This window comes from Actinoplanes cyaneus, from assembly GCF_016862095.1.
Classification (GTDB): Bacteria; Actinomycetota; Actinomycetes; order Mycobacteriales; family Micromonosporaceae; genus Actinoplanes; species Actinoplanes cyaneus.
Genome location: NZ_BOMH01000041.1, coordinates 12086 through 29312, shown reverse-complemented (window position 1 = coordinate 29312; position 17227 = coordinate 12086). Strand labels below are relative to the sequence as shown.

Sequence of the window (17227 nt, the reverse complement as noted above, 5' to 3'; positions counted from 1 at the left end):
CGCCGTACCCAGTGAATCGGAGGCTCAGCCGGTCAGTTTGGCCTCCCTGACCCAGCCCCGCCCCTCGTCCAGGTACGGCGGGACCGGCGTCGCCGCGTCGGGCGCGGTGGCCAGGGCCAGGGTCGCCTGGCGGGTCGCCTCCTGCCGGTGGCCGGCCATGGCGAGCGCCCGGGCCAGTGCCAGCCGGCCCAGTTGCTGGCGCCACCGGTCCCCGAGCCGTTCGGCGGCCAGCACGGCCAGCATCGCGTGATGTCCGGCCCGATCCAGCGGCCGGACGTCGTTGTCGTGCCCTGCCTCGCACAGTGCGAGGTAGGCGTGCGCCAGCCGCTCGTGCGTCACCACCTGGCGGTGATCGTCCTGTTCCCGCCGGGCGGAACGGGCCAGGATCATGATCGCCTCGCCGGGGTCGTCGGCGGCCAGCAGCCGGGAGGCGACGATCAGCGTCTTGCGGTACTCGTCGGTGGCCTCCCCGCCGAGCACGTCCGAGTCGGTGAGTTGCGCTGCCACGTCCACCCGGGCGAAGAGCGCCGCGTCCGGTTCGTGGGCGAGCAGGGCACGACAGCGGCCCAGGTGTTTCGCCGCGCGTTTCGGCCAGCGCAACTCGGCGTAGATCTCGGCCGCGGTCAGGTGCGCGAGCAGGTCCTGACGCGGATCGTCGGGGACGGCCGGCACGGTCCCGGCGAGCTCGGTGAGCAGCGTCTCGGCGGCGTCGTACCGTCCGGTGATCAGATGGATCCGGATCCGCTCGACGCGGATGTCCGGCACCGGCTCGGCGAGCATCGCGGTCAGCCGCCAGTCCAGCTCCGGGTCGTGATCGTCGGCGAGGACCGGCTCGCCGCTGTTCTCCTTCTCCACGGCGAGCTCCCGGTAGGCCGCGGCGAGCCGATCGAGCGCCGCATGGCCGTCGACCACCAGGCTGGGATCCTGGGCCAGTTGCGCCTCGGCGTAGGCCCGCACGAGCGGGTGGAAACGGTAGCGGGCCAGGCCGAGGTGGTCGTCACGCCCGGCGGGCTCGAGCAGCCTGACCCCGGCGAGCTCGGTCGCGACCACATCGCCGGCCGACGCGCTCGTGCCGGCCAGCGGGCCGAGCACCCAGGAGCCGAACGACGCCGTGGGCACGAGCGTGAGCAGGCAGATCGCTCGGCGCTCGAGCGGGCTGAGCCGGCCGAACTCCGCGGCTATGCCCGCCGGCACGGCGGCGGCCGGGTCGGATCCGGCACACCCCAGCAACGCCGTGGCCTGAGCCTGCTCCGTGATCTCGTCCAGGTCCAGCTCGTCGTAGACGACCCGGGTGGCCAGCGTCTGGATCGCCGCGGGCAGCCGTCCGCAGGCCTCGACCAGGCGCGTGGTCGCCTCCATGCTCGGCAGGCCGCCGCCGGGTGAGGCGATCGCGTGGAACATGGCCAGCGCCTCGGCCGGCGGTGGCGGCGGCAATCCGTACGATCGGATGCCCAGCTGCGGGCCGAGGTTGCGGCGGCTGGTGATGATCACCGCGCACCCGCCGGTCTTGGGCAGGACCTCGGCCAGCTGGGCGGGGTCCCGGGCGGCGTCGAAGACGAAGAGGATGCGTCTGGTGGCGGTGAAGGCCCGGAAGATGCTGACCCGTTCGGGGGTCCCCGGTGGCAGCTCCCGCTCGTCCCAGCCCAGCAGGCGCAGCGCCGTGGTCAGCGCGTCCCGGCCGGCCACCGGCCCGGTGGAGTCGTCGAGGCTGACGACGACCAGCCCGTCGGGGTAGTCACGCTCGAGGCGGTGGGCGACCGCTTCGGCCAGCGCCGACTTGCCCACCCCGGGCATGCCGTGGATCAGCACCGACGCGGGCATCGCGTTGACCGCCTCGGCCGGGCGATCGCACAACTGCTTCCGGATGTCGCGGATGGCGTCCTCGCGCCCCACGAACACCGGGGTGACGGCCCGCGTGACCGTCCCGGCCGGCCGGCCGGAGCGCAGATGGGACAGCACCAGGAGGGTCAGGGTGACGACGGCGAGCAGCGCCTGCAACGACAGCACGAGGGTCCAGTGCAGGCGTCCAGGCCAGAACGCGGTGGCGAACAGCAGGGTGAGAAGGACCAGGGTGACAGTCCGGCGCTGCCGCGAGGAGACCGTTGCGCTGCTCATGCCTGCCCGGCGAGGGTCGGCCTGCGATCCGGGACCATGCTGTCCAGCAGCGCTTTCACCTCGGCCGCCTCGGCGAGGTCGCCACAGGCGGTGAAGCCGTCGCGGGCCTCGATCCAGCACATGACCGCGCGCTGCCGATGTGGCTCGGCCGCCGGTTCGGTCTCCGCGTTCAGCGCGTCGGCATGGATGTCACCCAGCAGCCGGGCGGCGCGAGCACGGCCGTACCGATGTCCCATGTCGCCGAAGGCGTGCAGTGCCTCCCGGGCGTGCCGGGTCGCCGTCGCCGGGTCGTCACCGGCCCGCAACAGCATGGCCCGCCGGTACGCGGTCCAGGCCAGGCTCAGCCGCTCGGCGCGCCGCAGCGCCCACCGCTCGGCTTCCACCAGCGCCTGCTCCGCCGCGTCCAGCTTCCCGGCGGCCTGCAGGATGTAACTGCGGGTGCGGCACAGATAGGTCTGCAGGACCACTCCCTCGTCCGGCAGCCCGGCGCAGACCCGGGTGGCCCACTTCAGGTTCCGCCAGGCCCGGCTCTGGTCCTCGGGGCCGCCCTGGCTGTCCAGCACCACCATCTCCAGCAGGGCCAGCACCAACTCCTCGGCCTCGCCCGGGTCGGCGGCGTTCGCGGTGTCCACGATCGGCACGAGCAGGTCGAGGGCGTCCTGGCGCCGACGGGTACGGCGGGCCAGGCGGGCAGCGCAGCGCTGGGCCCGTTGCCACGCGACGGCGCCGTTGCGTTCCCGCCGGTCGAGCACCGCGGTGGCCAGGTCGTGGGTGGGCCCCGCCGCGCCCAGTTCCATGTGCAGTTCCGCCAGGGTGGCGAGGGCGAGACCCTCGTCGGCGTGATGGCTCTCCCGGTCGTCCTCGCGTGCCAGATCCACCGCGCGCCGGGCGGTGCCGAGCGCCCCGTCGACGTCCCCCCTGGCGATCTGCCGGCGGGCGGTGGCCACGCATGCCTGGACGTCGGTCTGCTTGCGGTCGGCCTTGCGGGTGCGGATCCGGTCGTCGAGGCGGCTGCGATCCGAGGCGCGACTGTCCTCCTCGAACTTGCTGCGCGCGAAGTGCAGCACGTCCTCGTTGACCCGCAGCACCGGCACGCCCACCGCGTCGGCGCTGGTCCGGGTCAGGAAGCCGGCCACCGAGAGCCGGTCCAGCACCCGGGTGGCCTGCGCACTGTCGGCGTCCAGCAGGCTCGACAGCATCCAGGCCGGGAAGGCCGGTCGGTCCAGGTAGCCGATCATGCGCAGGCCCAGCTTCTCCTCGTCGCCGAGCAGGTTGTAGCTGACCTGCAGGGCCACGTTGAAGGTCGGCGCCCACGGCGTGGTGACCGGCTGCTCGCGCCGGCGCAGCCGCCGGGCCGACAGCTCGGTGGCCGGGTCGGCGTAGATCCGGCTCAACGCGTCCACCCCGGAGTCCTCACGGCAGGCCAGTTGCGTGGCGGTGAGCCGGATGGCGTTGGGGTGGCCGAACAGGCCGGTGGCGATGCGGCGGCAGGTCTCGTCGTCATTGGTCCAGGTCGCCGAGATCAGCTTGCGCAGCAACTCCATCGACTGCTCCTCGCCGAGCGGCTTGAGCGGGAACGATCGCCACGACCTGTTCTCGGTCAACCCCGGGTCGGCGGTCGTCACGATGACCGGGCACCGGGGCGAGGCCGGCAGCAGCCGGGCGATCACCTCGGCAGTGTCCGCGTCGTCGAGCACGATGATCGCGCCGTGTTTGCGGGTGAGCGCGTGATACTGCCCGACGCGGGCGTCGACGGTCGGGGCGACCTGCTCCCGCGCCGACTTCAAACCCGTGATCAGCACCTTGAGCGCGTCGTCGACGATGTCGTCGTCGCTGCGGTCGGCTCCGTCCGGGCCGCGCCGCCGGCTCAGGTCCGCGACCAGGGTGCCGCCGATCGACCGCTGGGCGAGTTCGGTCGCGACCACCGCGGCGAGGGACGACTTGCCGATCCCGTACGGGCCGACCAGGACGGCGACGGGCGGGGCGTCCCCGGTGCGCGTGGTGAGGAAATCGATCAGGTCCTGCTTCTCCCTGGCGCGACCCACGAAGATCGGGGGCAGGGCGGCCAGCTCGGAGGGCGCCAGGTAATCGCGGCGCGCACGTCCCCGCCACGATCGCCGTAACCGTTTCCGCTCGGGCCCGACCATGATGAGGATCATTGCGGTCGTCGAGACGACCATCGCCGCCATCGACCACCGGGCCAGGCTCGGCGCGTGCACCATCCGGATCATCGTGAGAACAAATCCGGTGACCATGCAAATTGCAATGACCACGTCCACGAGACGTCGTGAGAAAACTCCATGTCTGGCGCGAAGATCGATGATCGAGCGGCTTTCGAGTCGTCGGATCATGAATGCCCTCCGCTCGGCCGATCGACGATGCCGGATGGCGCCCCGCCGGTCCCGTGGGTCTTCATGATGGCGTATACGAGCCGCATGTGGCCATAGTTCGTCCATTCCGTCGTGCCCGCAAGGTCATCGGCGACCCGGCGGACGGGCCGCAATTGCATGGGACCTGTGTTTTACCGGGATGACGAGGCAATTGCTGTCTCATAGTCGTCACGGATGGCCCGAAATGGCGACCACTGAAGTGCGGAACTGATTGTCGGGGGACTGGGCAACGCACAAACAGGACGTCATTCCCCTGTCCGGGTGACCCTATGGTCGCGGCGTGCGGGACACCATGACGCGAATTCGGCTGGACGATTCCCTCGGGGAACTCGACGGCCTGCGCAACGAGATTCTGACCTGGGTGTCGGCAACACGCCGGCATGACGCCGACGACCGGCACGGCGACCACCTCCAGGCGATCGAGGAGGTCACCACGGCCGCCCTGCTCGGCGTCCGGGAGTGGCTGCTGGACCAGACGACCGGACGGGCGCAGGGCGAGGTCTACACCGAGTGCCGCCGGGCCGACCTGCGCGTCGTCCGGATCCGCCGGTTCTGGCGCTGGTACGCCGACCGCCTGGACCAGTACGCGCGCAGCCCGCACGCCGGTACCCTCGCCGCGGCGGACGAGATCGTCCGCAGCAGCTGGCACGAGGTGTTCACCGCCGCCGGCGGCGCGGACGTGCCGCCGGTGCCGCTGACCGCCGTCGCCGACGTCGACGTGCCCACCGCCCTCGCCCGCGCCGAGGTGCCGTGGGAGCTCAAGGCCCCCGCCGACGAGATGGTCGCGACCTGGACCGCCCGGATGCCGATCGCCACGATCACCCTGCCGGTCGCCGTGCTGACCCGGCCGTGGTGGCTGATCCTGGCCGTCCACGAGGCCGGCCACCACGTGCACGCGGAGCTGTTCCGGGCCGGCGACGCCGTGGACAGCCTGGTCACGGCGGCAGAGCAGGCGGTGGACCGGGCCGGCGCCGGCCGCGAGGAGCGCACGCGCTGGGCGCGCTGGTCGGCGGAGCTGTTCGCGGACGCGTTCGCCGTCGTGCTGGCCGGCAGCGCGCCGGCGTGGTCGGTGGCCGAGCTCGAGCTGGCCGATGACGACACCCTGCTCGCGCCCGGGCCGTCGACCGGCCGGTACCCGCCGCCGCTGGTGCGCTGGCTGCTCGCCGACGCGGTGGCGAGCCGGCTCGGTGTCGCCGACCCGGTCACCGGAACGCGTGCCAGGCTGCTCGACCGCCATCCACGGGCCCGGGACCTGGTCTCGCTGGGAACCGGCGTGGCCGAGGCCCTGCTCGACCTGCCGCTGGGCACGACCTGCCTGCGCCGCATCGGCCTCGCCACGGCCGGCTGGCAGCAGACGGCACTCTCCTGGCGGCAGGCCCTGCTGGCGCGGGCCGAGCCGCTGCCACGGCGCCGCCCCGAGTCCGCGCGGCTCTGCGCAGCCGGGGGGACGCTGGCCTGGTTCGTCCTGGCCGCCGACCCCGAGGGGCCGGCGCCGGACCGGATCGCCACCGTGAACCGCCGGATGCTGGAGCTGGTGCCCCGGTGCGGGCCCACCCGCGTACGCACCTCGGCGCCGGCCGCCATCGCCAAGGGCATCGCCGCGGCGGCCGAGTCCGTCCTTGCCGACCTGCGAAGTGACAGCTGGTGAGGATCGTGGTCACGGCCCGGCGCACGCGGTCACCGGAGGATCCGGGCTGGACGGTCGTGGTGGGCGCCGACTCCGGGACGCTCTACGAGCGCACGATGCCGGCGGGCGTGGCAGGGGACCGGTGGTGGCCGATTCCCGCGGACAGCGACCCGCGGACCGACACCGCTACCTTCGTCTCCCTGACCGACCTGGTCCTCGGCTGCGGTGACCGTTCACCGGACGCCTCCGATGCCATCACCTACGGCTGTCATCTGCTCGACTCCCTGCTCGGCGACGGCGAGGACGAATGGGACGCACTGCGGGCGCTGCTCGACACCGCGGAGTTCCCCGAGATCGTCCTGGACTTCGCCGCGGACGACACCGATCTGCACCGGCACCACTGGGAGTTGCTGCACGAGCGGGGGGAGGCGCGCACCTTCCTGGCGCTGGACACCGCCCGGCCGGTCCTGATCCTGCGGCAGGTGGCGGCATCCGGGTCCACCCGGGCGGCCGAGCCGATCGTCGAGGTGCCGCGCCTGCTCTTCGGTGTCGGCAGCCGGCTGCACGACGCGCAGATCCGGGCCGGCACCGAGGTGATGGGGGTGATCCGCGGCCATCACCAGGGCAACGGCCTGCTCGACGTACGGGTGAGACCGGAGCTGACCCTCAACACGCTCGCCGATCAGTGCCGGCAGTTCACGCCGCACGTGGTGCACCTGATCGGGCACGGCAGCTGGCGTCCGGAACTGGGCCGCAGCACCGTCGATCTGCGCGCCGAACGTGGGCAGCGGGCCGGGGCCGACGGCGCCGAGGCGGTCGACGGCTCGCAGCTGGCGTGGGCGCTGCGGCAGGGTGAGCGGCCACCGCTGATGGTGATCCTGAGCGCCTGCGAGCTCGGCTACACGGAGCCGGCCCGGCACCGCCGCGAGCCGTCCGAGGGCGAGGGTGCGAACCCGATGGCGGCGGAGCTGGTGGCTGCTGGCATTCCCGTCGTCGTGGCGATGACCGGCCGGATCTCGCATCTCGCGTGCCGTGACTTCGCGCGGGCGCTGGCCCAGGCCGTCCTCGAAGGGCGCCCGCTGGCCCGGGCGACGGCCGCGGCGCGCATGGCGGCGGCCTACCGGCTGGGCAGCGCGGAGGACCGCCCGCTCGACTGGGCTCTGCCGGCGGTCTTCGTCGGCCCCTCCGTCGGCGTGGGCTTCCAGGTCGTCGACGTCAGCCGGACGGAGAAGCTGCGGCAGTTCATGACCAGGTTCGGGTTCATGCTCCGGCCGGTCTTCTACGGTCGTGACGAGTTCTTCGACCTGCTCACGGATCTGCTCGATCCCCGCCGGGACCTGGCGATCCTGCTGGCCGAAGCCGCACGCGGCCGGGAACGGCCGGGCGGCACCCGGCTGCTGGACGAGTTCGCCGCGGCCGGCCTGCGGGCGGGGCGGATCCCGTGTGTCGTCGGCCCGTTCGCCCGCGGACGCGAGCCGCGCAACGCGGCCCAGTTCGCCCTGGAGATCGTCACCGCCATCGCGAAGACCCGGGCGTGCCTGGGCCTCGGCGCCGGGTTCCGCAGCACCGTGGTCGAGGCGTTGTGGGAGGAGGTGCCCCAGCCCCAGCGGGACACCATCACCGAACGGGTCCGCTCGAAGACCGATTCGCTGGCCCGGCGGCTGCGCAACCTGGCCGGCGACGCCGACCCGGACGATCTCAGCGCCGAGGACCTCGGTGATTACCTGCGCGAGGACCTGCTGGCCCTGCTGCGGGACGTCCACCGGGAGCACCCGGACATGTTCCCCGACGACCTGGGGCCGATGATCCTGATCGACAACCTCCATCGCTTCGACGCCCCCTTCGACTATCTGAGCGCCATGCTGGACGCGGCGGGGCTGCGGGCGATGCAGCAGAGGGCGTCGGAGAACACGTACAAGATCCCGGTGGTGATGTTCACGAAGGACCCCGCGCAGCGTTCCACCTGCGGGGAGTCCCGGCTGACCCGAGCGTTTCTCGGCAGCCGGTACGCGACCACCGCCGAGCTGCTGCTGTTTCCGGAGATGGCCGAACGCCGGGGCGACGGTTGTCACCTCGCGGCGTGGCGGACCCTGCTGATGAGCCCGACGGAGAGCACCGGCGAACTGGCCAAGGCGTGGACGGTACGGGCCCACGCCCAGGCCGAGGAGCAATGGCGGGCGCTCGCACAGCGCCAGTACGACGACATCGGCGACGAGGAGAAGGAGAAGATCTTCTCCCTCGAGTTGCTGCGCCGCATCGTCAAGAACGGTGAGCACGTCCTGGAGGCCGACAACGACGAGGCGCTGCTGGCCGAGTGGTGCAGCGGCGTGTGGAGCCGATCGTGAGCGACCCGGCCATGCTCTGGCTCGCCCTGCTGCCGTACTGGACGGGCGAGGCGGCGGAGGTGGCCGGCTTCCCGGTGCCGGGTTCGCCGGCCACGCCGTTCGGCGAACGGCTCAGCACGTTCATCGCCGACGCGGAACAGCAGCGACGTGCTCAGCGCAGCGGTGCGCTGCGCCCCGAGCGCATGGCCATGGTGGAGTTCTGGTCCCCGCCCGACCGGCAGGCGGACGAGCTGCGGGCGGCCGTGGCCGAGCTCGGCGGGCCGGCGGTCGTCGCGCAGGCCAGGCTGATCGCGGACCGGCTCGCCGAGGCGGTCCTCGACCTGCCGTTCGCCCCGGTGATGGAGTACTGGGTCGAGATCGCCCGCGCGGACCGGGAGCACCGACCCGACCTGGCCTTCCTCGGTATGGTTCGCAGCCTGTGCCGGACCGATCAACGAACCGCGGCGGCCGATCTGATCACGGCGGCGGAGACCGCCGAACCGATCGCGGCCGTCCCGCTGCGGGACGCCATCGACGCCGCCCACCGGTTGCTGCACCTGGCGAATCGCCGCAGCGACGACGCGAAGGCACTCCGTGACTTCCAGCCGCGCCCGGAGTGGGCCGCGGCCCTGCGTGACCTGCTGCGCCGCGACGACGGCACCGCCTGGGCCATGCATCTGGTCGGTCCCGGCGGAACCGGGAAGACCTCGTTCATCAGGTACGTGACCGCGGGCGGCTTCACCCGGGAGAACGGCCTGACCCGGATCGCCGCCGCGCGGGTCGACTTCGACCACGTCAGCCCGGCGTACCCGGCGGGCAGCCCGGCGCAGCTGCTGGTCGAGCTGGCCGACGAGCTGGCCGCCGAGGCGGACGACGCGGCCGGCGAACAGGCGCTGATGGACTGCTACGCCGCGGCCCGCTCGGCGAACGCGTCGGGCGGCCCGGTCGACGAGGCGGTGCGATGCTTCGCCGCGCTGCTCACGGCGCTCGGCCGGCCCGTACTGCTGATGCTCGACACCTGCGAGGAACTGTCACGCCTGGACCCGGCGGATGCTCCGGACGCCGCGGTGGACATGATGTTCGACCTGCTCGGCCGGGTGCACGCGGCGGTGCCCGGGGTGCGGGTGCTGCTGTCCGGCCGCCGCCGCCTGCACCCGCGGCAGCCCGAGTGGCACGGTATGACCATCCTACCGGCGCGAGGCTTCCGGCAGGCCGAGGCGCTGACCTTCCTCACCCGCCCGGACGGCTCCGACCGGATGACGCCGGACCTGGTCGAGCTGGTGCTCGAGCTGTCACCGGAGCGGGGCGAGCCGGACCCGCGGGAGCGCCGCTTCAGCCCGTACGACCTGGCCCTCTACCGGCAGTGGTGGGTGGCCGAGAAGAGCATCACCGCCGACGCGCTGCGCGATTCCGGCCGGCTCGCCTACGTCGAGGCGCGCATCGTCAAGCGGCTCAGCCCCGAGCTGCTCGCCTGCCTGCCGGCCGTGGCACTGCTCGGCCGGTTCGACGAGTTCATGCTCGCGCCCGCGCTGCCGGCGGGCACCGACGCGGCGGCGGTGCTGGCCGAGCTGGCCCGGCAGGACTGGACCGACACCGACACCGACCCGGCGAGCGGCTCACTGATCCTCGACGTCGACGAGGAATTGCGCCGCGCGCTGCTGGACTGGTGCCGCAGCCACGAGGAGACCCGGCTGTGGCGGGCACGGGAGACGCTGGTCGTCGAGCTCGCCGAACAGATCCGCACCCGGGAGCTCGGCGAGATCAGCACGGCACAGCTGCTCTGCACGCTCCGGCTCGCCCGCCCGGCCGGCGCCGTGGTGCTCTGGGAGCAGGTCGAGGGCCGCACGACCGAGCCCGCCGACTGGCGATGGATCGAGCGGGTGTGCCCGCGGCTGCTCGGCGTGATCGCCGAGCCGCCGGGCGTCCCGGAGGGCGACGACGGGCTGGCCGGCAACGTCCTGCTCGGCGCGGCCGTGCGAGCCACGGCTCTGGCCGCCGCGGCACGGACCGGCCGGGAGCTGGACCGGGCCGGCGAGTGGCGGGCGATCCGGGCGAGCCTGAGCGGGCGGGCCGGTGACGTCGCCGACCGGCTGGACATCCGGGCCGGCCTGGGCGAGATCGCGGCCGGGGAGCTGCCGGAGCGGCTCGGCGACGTGACCGTTCTGCTGCGGCGTGCCGCGCGGTTCCCGGGCAAGCTCGACGGCGGTGTCGCGGCGGCGATCGAGGCGGTCGCCGACGGCAACCCCGCCGAGGCCGGCCGGTCCGAGCTGGTGGCCTCGGTGCGGGAGTGGCAGACCATCACCGCGGACCCGGTCGTCGACGCCACGCTGCGAGTCTGCCTGGCCCGGCTCGACGGCGACCGGTGTCCGCTGCGGACCACCGACGAACGGGCCGTCCGGCGGACCGCCACCCACCGGTCCAGGTGGGCGGACTGGCTCGCCCCGCCCAGCGGGCTGCTGCGCCTCTACCTGTTCCAGGCCAGGCAGGCGCACGAGAACGGCGGACCCCTGCTCGCCCTGCCGCTGCCGGCCTGGGAGGCGGAGGCGCAAGCACACCGCGGCTGGGTCGACGCGGACCGGCTGCTGTCGCAATGCCTGGCGCTGCGCCTGGGCCACGGAACGGTCCCGGCCGAACATCTGGAGCGGATGCTGTCGTACGCCACGGCCCGGCTGCGCGACCCGGCACGCCTGCGCCTGCATACGAGCATCCGGCCGCTGTTCGTGACCGTCAGCCACGGACTGTTCATGCTCGGCGCCCCGCACCGGGCTCGCCTGCTTCTCGAGCAGCGGCTCGCCGCGATCCGGCAGGCGCGGGCCGCGGGCTGGCGGATCGAGGCCGGCGCCGCGCGTGCGGCCCTGATCGATCTGGCCCGGCGGATGCGCGACCGGGCGGTGATGTACGCGGTGGCCGACGAGGACCGGGCCGGACGGGCGTGGATCGCGGCCGCCCTGATCGACGGCGACCCGCCGCCGCGGGACACCCCGGAGGACGGCGCCTCGCCGTGGCGCTGGCACCGGCGCTGGCAGGCCACCAGCGTCAACCCCGGCAGCGGCCTCGCGCTCGTCCCCGAGCCGCCCGACCTGACCGCGGCCGGCGACGATCCACTGCTGGCCGGCCTGCTCAGCGGTGATGCCGCGGAGGTCGCCGCGGTCGGCGGCGGGCCGGGCACGGCACGGCTGACGGCCTGGTCGCTGACGCACGAGCGCGGCCTGCCGCAGCCGTCCGGCGACGACGTGCTCACCACGGTGCGGCCCCTGCTCGCCGCCGCGCGACCGGAGGAACTGGGCCGGCTGGGCAAGGCTCTCCTGGACCGGGTGCCGCCGCTGTGTGTCGCCCTGATCGCCCTGGAGCTCGGTGAGCAGCGAGCGCTGCGCGACCCGCGGGGCGCGTACGCGTTGCTGGAACTCGCCGCCGCTTGCGCCGAGGCCCGCAACCCCGTGCTCGCCCTGCAGGCGGTGACGCTGCGGGCACTCGCCCTGGTCCACACCGGCGAACCGCCGGCCCGCGCGGCGGCCAAGGCGGCCGTGCTCAGCCTCAACACGGCGTACGAGCGGATGCGGGAGCACCTGCCGGCGCCGGAGGAGCTTCCCGAGTGGGCAAGCCTGGTGGAGGCCGACACGTCGCCACCGGCCTGGGCCGGCTGGCTGGCGCGGATCCGGGTCGCCGTCGCCGGCCTGGCCCGGGCACGGGGCCTGCCGGGGCCGGTGGCGCCGGCGCGAGCGGACGGTTCCGTGGAGCTGTATCCGGCGGCCTTCGGGGTGCACGCCCCGCGGGAGCTGACCGAGACGGCCGCCACCGAGCTGACCCCGGTGCCACGAGTCGGCTGGCGCGTGCAGCTGGCCTGGGTCAGGAAGGCCGTGCGGGCGGCGGTGAACCCCCGCATCACCTTCCGGATCACGCCCCGGTCCCGCCAGCTGACCATCTCGGTGGACGGCGTGCCGGCCGACTGGCTGGCCACCGGCGGCGGAACCGGCGACGGATCGCTCCGCCGCAGGATCCTGACGCCGCGGGCCAGCGGGACCGTGGAGCTGGGCCCCGGCGACGAGGTCCCGGACCTGCCCCCGTCGATGCGCGAGGCGTTCCGGGCGCCCGGCAAATCCCGGCTGGTCACCCGGTTGCTGGTCAACCCGAGCGATCAGGTCCGCTTCTGGGAGGCCGAGATCATGGACCGGCTCGGCGTTGCGCCCCGGGAGACCGCCGCCGGCTGGTACCGGCCGTGGAACCGGACCGGCGAGCCACCGCACCGGCCCGGCCCCCAGCGGGTGGTCCGGCTGGTCGGCGAGCCGGTGCGGACCCGGGCGGTGTTCCAGACCGGACCGCCCGAGGTGACCCGCCGCACCCCGGAGGAGATCGCCGCCCTGGGCGCGGACCTGATCGTCCTCCAGGTGGCGGTCACCGCCGAATCGGCCGGCGGTGCACCGGTACGCGACGTCGATGCCCTGCGCTTCGCCGTCCGCTGCATGGACGCCGGAACCCGCAACGTGCTGCTGGCGACCGAGTCCACCGCGACCGTCCAGCAGTGGATCGCCGAGCGCAGCGCCGCACTGGACGCCCGCGGCACGGCGCCGACGCCGCTCGAACTCGTCGACCTGGCTCGCGACCTGAGGTGCGAGCTGGCCGGCGACTCCGCTCAGCACGCCGTGCTGTTCCTGACCGAAGGAGAGGACGCATGACCGCGCTCGACGACCTGGGACGCCGCGTCAGCCGCTGGTGGGGCCGCGCCTCGGAACACCTGGTCTACCACTTCGCCGCGGCGCCGGGCACGACGGCGCCGATCGTCCGGGACTCCTACGTCCGGGTCTGGCTGACCGACATGTTCCTGGCCGACGCCCGGGTCCGGGCCGCCGACGTGTTCCCGGCGCTGCGCTGCTCGGTCACGATGGACCTCGACGGCACGCGGGTGACCACGTCGGCCGTCGTACAGGCCCCGCCCGGGCAGGAGGCACCCGGTCCGCGCTCGGGCAGCCTGACCGGCTGGGTGCCGTACACCGGCGGCAGTGTCGGCATCCAGGCCTGCCTGTACGCGGTGAAGGCCAACGACTCGCTGCGCCTGGCCCTCGACGTGCTCGGCGTCTTCGCCTCGGTGGCCGCGCCGACGATCCCGGCCCTGGCGCAACTCGGCGAACAGGTGGCCAAGGGCATCGACAAGGTGGAGTCCGCGATCGACGAGGTGGGTGACGGCCCCCGGCTGGTGCTGGACAAGGAGTACGCGCTGACCGGCGGCACGTCCGACCGGCTCACCCCCGGCCACCTCGCGGTGATCAACCGGCCGGCCCGTGACTTCGACGTGAGCCGGCTGGATCTGGCCGGCGGGCAGCTGCGCCTCGACGGAGGTCCGCTGGACGGCACCGACTACCTCGTCCTGGAGCTGCAGACGACCCGGGAACGCGACGACTGGACCTTTCCCGAGCTGGACGAGCTGGTGCGGGAGGCCAAGGAGGCCCAGTTGCGCAACGAGACCGGCCGCTTCGACAGGCTGCGGCAGGACCTGCTGGTCGCCATCTTCACCCACCCCGGGCTGACCCACGCCGACCAGAAGCGGGTGGCCGCGGGGATGCGGCGGGAACTGGAGGACGCAGGGTGGGGCGCCGCCGCCCGCGACGAGGTGGGCTCCGTGGCCGACCTCGTCCGGTTCCGCGGGCTGCCCGCGCCGTCGGAGGTCGGTGGGCTGACGCTGGGAGACCTGCTCGGCTGAGGGCTCGGGTCAGACCGCCGCCAGCGCCTGGGTCGGGGTCAGCCGCGCCGCGCGGACACAGGGATACACCCCGGCGAGCACGCCGATCACCACGGCGCCGCCCGCTGCGAGCGCCGCCGACTGCGCCGGCAGCACCACCGGCCAGCCCTGCCAGCTCGCGTAGCCGACCGTCGCGAGCACGCCCAGCGCGGCGCCGATCAGACCGCCGGCCGCGGCCAGGATCACCGACTCGGTCAGGAACTGGCCACGGATCTGGCCGCGGGTGGCGCCCAGCGCACGGCGCAGCCCGATCTCCGAGCGGCGTTCGAGAACCGAGACGACCATCGTGTTGGCGACGCCGATCCCGCCGACCACCAGGGCCACCCCGGCCAGCGCCAGGAACAGCACCGAGAAGCTGCTCTCGGCGGCGCGTTTCGCGGTCAGGGCGTCCGACGGACGCGTGATCATGACGGCGCCCGGCCGCTCGGGGGAGATCGTCGCGGCCAGCACCCCGCGGACCGCCTCGATCCGGTCCTCCTCGGCCTGCACGTAGAGGACCGTCGGGTGCCCGTCGAAGCCGAGTTCGGACTTCGCGGCCGGCCAGCCCACCAGGACGGAACGGTCGATGTCAGGGGTCAGCGGCGTGGTGGCGAGAATGCCGGCGACGGTGAACGCCCGGTCGGCGATCATGACCTGCGGCTTGCCGGACACGTCGGTGACGCCGAGACGTTCCGCGGCGACCGACCCCAGCACCACGGCGGGGAACCTCTCCGTCGCGGAGGAGAGCCAGGCTCCGGTACGGACGTGCGCGTTGATCACCGGCAGCAGGTCCCGGCGGGTGGCGAGCACGGTCAGGCCGGAGCCGTCGCGAGGGTCGAGACGGTCGTTGCGGCGTACCACGGCATGGGTGTTGGCGACCGCGCTCCCGCTGGTGACCGGGCCGATCCGGCGGACCATCTCCACCGTGGACTCGGGCAACGTGGCCGGCGGATTCAGGTCCGGAACCGCCATGGCCTGCAGCGTGTTCGTGCCCAGCGCGCTCAGCCGGGCGACCAGCGCGGCCTGGCTGGACGCCGGGATGCCGGTCACGACGATCATCGTGGCGATGCCGATCGCGATGCCGAGCCCGGAGAGCGCGGCGCGGCCCGGCCGGGTCCGCAGCCCGATCAGCCCCAGATCCAGCAGATCCAGCGGGCTCACTGTGCCGCCTCCGGGACTCGGCTCATCGATTCGCTCGCAAGCTCGCTCACGGGACCAGCCGCCCGTCGCGGATCTCGATGCGGCGCGGCAGTGAGGCGGCGATGTCCCGGTCGTGGGTGATCAGCGCGATCGTGCTGCCCTCCTCGTTGAGCCGGCGCAGCAGGGCCAGCACCGCTTGACCGTTGGCGGTGTCCAGGGCTCCGGTCGGCTCGTCGGCCAGCACCAGCGACGGCCGGTTGACCAGGGCGCGGGCGATCGCGACCCGCTGCCGTTCACCGCCGGAGAGCTGGTGCGGCTGGTGCCCGGCCCGATGTGCCAGGCCGACGCGGGCGAGGGCGGACAGGGCCCGCTCGCGCCGCCGGCGACGGGGGACCCCGGCGTAGAGCAGGCCGGTGGCGACGTTCTCCACAGCGGTCAGGCCGTCGGTCAGGTGGAACTGCTGGAAGACGAAGCCGATCTCGCGGGCCCGCAGCGCGGACAGCCGGCGGTCGCTGAGGGTCGCCACGTCCTGACCGTTGATCAGGACCGTGCCGGTCGTCGGGCGGTCCAGCGTGCCGATGATGTTGAGCAGGGTCGACTTGCCGGAGCCGGACGGGCCGACGATCGCCACCAGCTCGCCGCGGGCGATGTCCACACTCACGCCGGCCAGGGCGGTCACGCCGCCCGGATAGGACATTCCCGCATCGCGTACGGACAGCACGCTCACGACGCCACCACCAGATCCATGCCCTCGGCGAGCCCGGCGCCGCTGATTTCCACGAAGCCGTCGGCGAACATGCCGGTGGTGACCGCGACCAGCCCGGACGGGCCCTGCACCGCGTAACCGCCCTCGCTCAGCGCGATCAACGCCTCGATCGGCGCCGCCAGCACGTCCCGGGCCGTCCTGCCGGTGACGTGGACGGCCACGTCGCCCCCGTCGAGGCGGTCGATCGCCTTCGCGTCGTCGACGGTCACCGAGACGGTCAGCTTCGGCTCGGCGCCGGCGACACCGTCCTGCGCCACCGGGGTGCGGCTGACCGCCAGGATCCGGGCTTTGACGGTACGGTCGTCGGGCAGCGTCACGGTGACCCTGTCACCGCGGCGCAGGCCGGCGGCCTCGCTCAGCCCCGCCGCCACGGTGATCACCTTGCGGGTCGGGGTGACCGACATGAGCGGGACGTTCGCCGGGGATCCGGGCTGCACGGCGGTCGAGTCGACCCGGACGGCGCCGGCCAGCACCTCGACGTCACCGACCGCGATCTCACCGGTGGGCGGGCGGCCGGCATCCTCCTGCCACTTCTTGATCGCCTTGACCAGCCCGGGAGTCAGGACGCCCTCGCCGTCCCTGACCTTCACCTGCGTGGGGGCCGCCTTCTCGCCCGGTGCCGGCTGGGGGCCGACGTGGTAGCCGAGCGCCTTCAAGTTGTCCACGACGATGCGGACGTCGCGACCGGCCGTCCCGGCGACCCCGATGGTCCGGAACAGCGGCATGCTCCCGTAGAACAAGGCCACCGGTTTGTCGTCCACGCGGAACAGTTGCTGACCGCGTCTGATCGTCGCACCGGCCGCCGGCAACCACGTCACCGTTCCGGTCGCGTGCCCGTCGAGCGGCCGGGCCGTCCCGAACCCGATGCTGCCGTCGAGCTTCTTCGTCGTCGACAGGTCCCGCCGTTCCAGCTTCACGGTCGCCACCCGCGTGCTCTGCTGCGCGACCGGCTCGCCGTCCGGGCGGTGCCGCAGGACCGCGACCGTCGTGCCGCCCACTGCCACGATCAGGACCAGGCCCCCGGCCGCGCCGGCGTGGTGGCGGCTCCGGCGCCGGGGTGAGCACTTCGGTCGGGGCGTCAGCCTTCGATTGCATGGCGACGAGCGTGGACGGAGATCGTTAGAAAGCTGTCAGGTATGCGAACAGGTTCCC

The 17227-nt window shown here is 73.6% G+C and carries 9 protein-coding genes; 4 read left to right on the top strand and 5 right to left on the bottom strand.

Annotation, left to right across the window (positions count from 1 at the left end; genetic code table 11):
• Positions 1-24: 24 nt before the first annotated feature.
• Both Acy02nite_RS27345 and Acy02nite_RS27340 read right to left on the bottom strand, forming a co-directional pair.
• Positions 25-2115 carry an AAA family ATPase gene (locus Acy02nite_RS27345; RefSeq protein ID WP_203745615.1) on the bottom strand — a complete coding sequence of 697 codons (2091 nt, stop codon included), beginning with the start codon at positions 2113-2115 and terminating at the stop codon, positions 25-27.
• Positions 2112-4337, bottom strand: a complete 2226-nt coding sequence (locus Acy02nite_RS27340) for an NB-ARC domain-containing protein (protein ID WP_203745613.1) — start codon at positions 4335-4337, stop codon at positions 2112-2114. Before Acy02nite_RS27340 ends, Acy02nite_RS27345 begins: the two co-directional genes overlap by 4 nt.
• Positions 4338-4785: 448 nt before the next feature.
• Between Acy02nite_RS27340 and Acy02nite_RS27335 the strand changes: the two genes are divergently transcribed.
• The 4 genes from Acy02nite_RS27335 to Acy02nite_RS27320 are packed head-to-tail and all read left to right on the top strand — an operon-like array spanning position 4786 to position 14151.
• Positions 4786-6153 carry a hypothetical protein gene (locus tag Acy02nite_RS27335; protein ID WP_203745611.1) on the top strand — a complete coding sequence of 456 codons (1368 nt, stop codon included), beginning with the start codon at positions 4786-4788 and terminating at the stop codon, positions 6151-6153.
• Positions 6150-8477 carry a CHAT domain-containing protein gene (locus Acy02nite_RS27330; RefSeq protein ID WP_203745610.1) on the top strand — a complete coding sequence of 776 codons (2328 nt, stop codon included), beginning with the start codon at positions 6150-6152 and terminating at the stop codon, positions 8475-8477. Before Acy02nite_RS27335 ends, Acy02nite_RS27330 begins: the two co-directional genes overlap by 4 nt.
• Complete coding sequence (locus Acy02nite_RS27325; RefSeq protein WP_203745608.1) at positions 8474-13129, top strand: AAA family ATPase; 4656 nt, start codon at positions 8474-8476, stop codon at positions 13127-13129. Before Acy02nite_RS27330 ends, Acy02nite_RS27325 begins: the two co-directional genes overlap by 4 nt.
• Complete coding sequence (locus Acy02nite_RS27320; RefSeq protein ID WP_203745606.1) at positions 13126-14151, top strand: hypothetical protein; 1026 nt, start codon at positions 13126-13128, stop codon at positions 14149-14151. The genes Acy02nite_RS27325 and Acy02nite_RS27320 overlap by 4 nt, the downstream gene beginning before the upstream one ends.
• 9 nt (positions 14152-14160) lie before the next feature.
• Here the strand turns inward: Acy02nite_RS27320 and Acy02nite_RS27315 are convergent, their stop codons facing one another.
• The 3 genes from Acy02nite_RS27315 to Acy02nite_RS27305 are packed head-to-tail and all read right to left on the bottom strand — an operon-like array spanning position 14161 to position 17079.
• The gene (locus Acy02nite_RS27315; protein ID WP_239175250.1) at positions 14161-15330 is read right to left on the bottom strand and encodes an ABC transporter permease; all 1170 of its coding nucleotides are present in this window, start codon (positions 15328-15330) and stop codon (positions 14161-14163) included.
• Between the two features lie 46 nt (positions 15331-15376).
• On the bottom strand, positions 15377-16006 hold the full coding sequence (locus Acy02nite_RS27310; protein ID WP_203746172.1) for an ABC transporter ATP-binding protein: 630 nt from the start codon (positions 16004-16006) through the stop codon (positions 15377-15379).
• Between the two features lie 26 nt (positions 16007-16032).
• On the bottom strand, positions 16033-17079 hold the full coding sequence (locus Acy02nite_RS27305) for an efflux RND transporter periplasmic adaptor subunit (protein WP_203745604.1): 1047 nt from the start codon (positions 17077-17079) through the stop codon (positions 16033-16035).
• Positions 17080-17227 lie beyond the last annotated feature (148 nt).

What these genes read in the sequence shown, in the direction of transcription:
- Acy02nite_RS27310 (WP_203746172.1), bottom strand. Translation starts at nt 16,006, where the DNA reads ATGTCCTATCCGGGCGGCGTGACCGCCCTGGCCGGCGTGAGTGTGGAC.
- Acy02nite_RS27345 (WP_203745615.1), bottom strand. Translation starts at nt 2,115, where the DNA reads ATGAGCAGCGCAACGGTCTCCTCGCGGCAGCGCCGGACTGTCACCCTG.
- Acy02nite_RS27340 (WP_203745613.1), bottom strand. Translation starts at nt 4,337, where the DNA reads ATGGTGCACGCGCCGAGCCTGGCCCGGTGGTCGATGGCGGCGATGGTC.
- Acy02nite_RS27320 (WP_203745606.1), top strand. Translation starts at nt 13,126, where the DNA reads ATGACCGCGCTCGACGACCTGGGACGCCGCGTCAGCCGCTGGTGGGGC.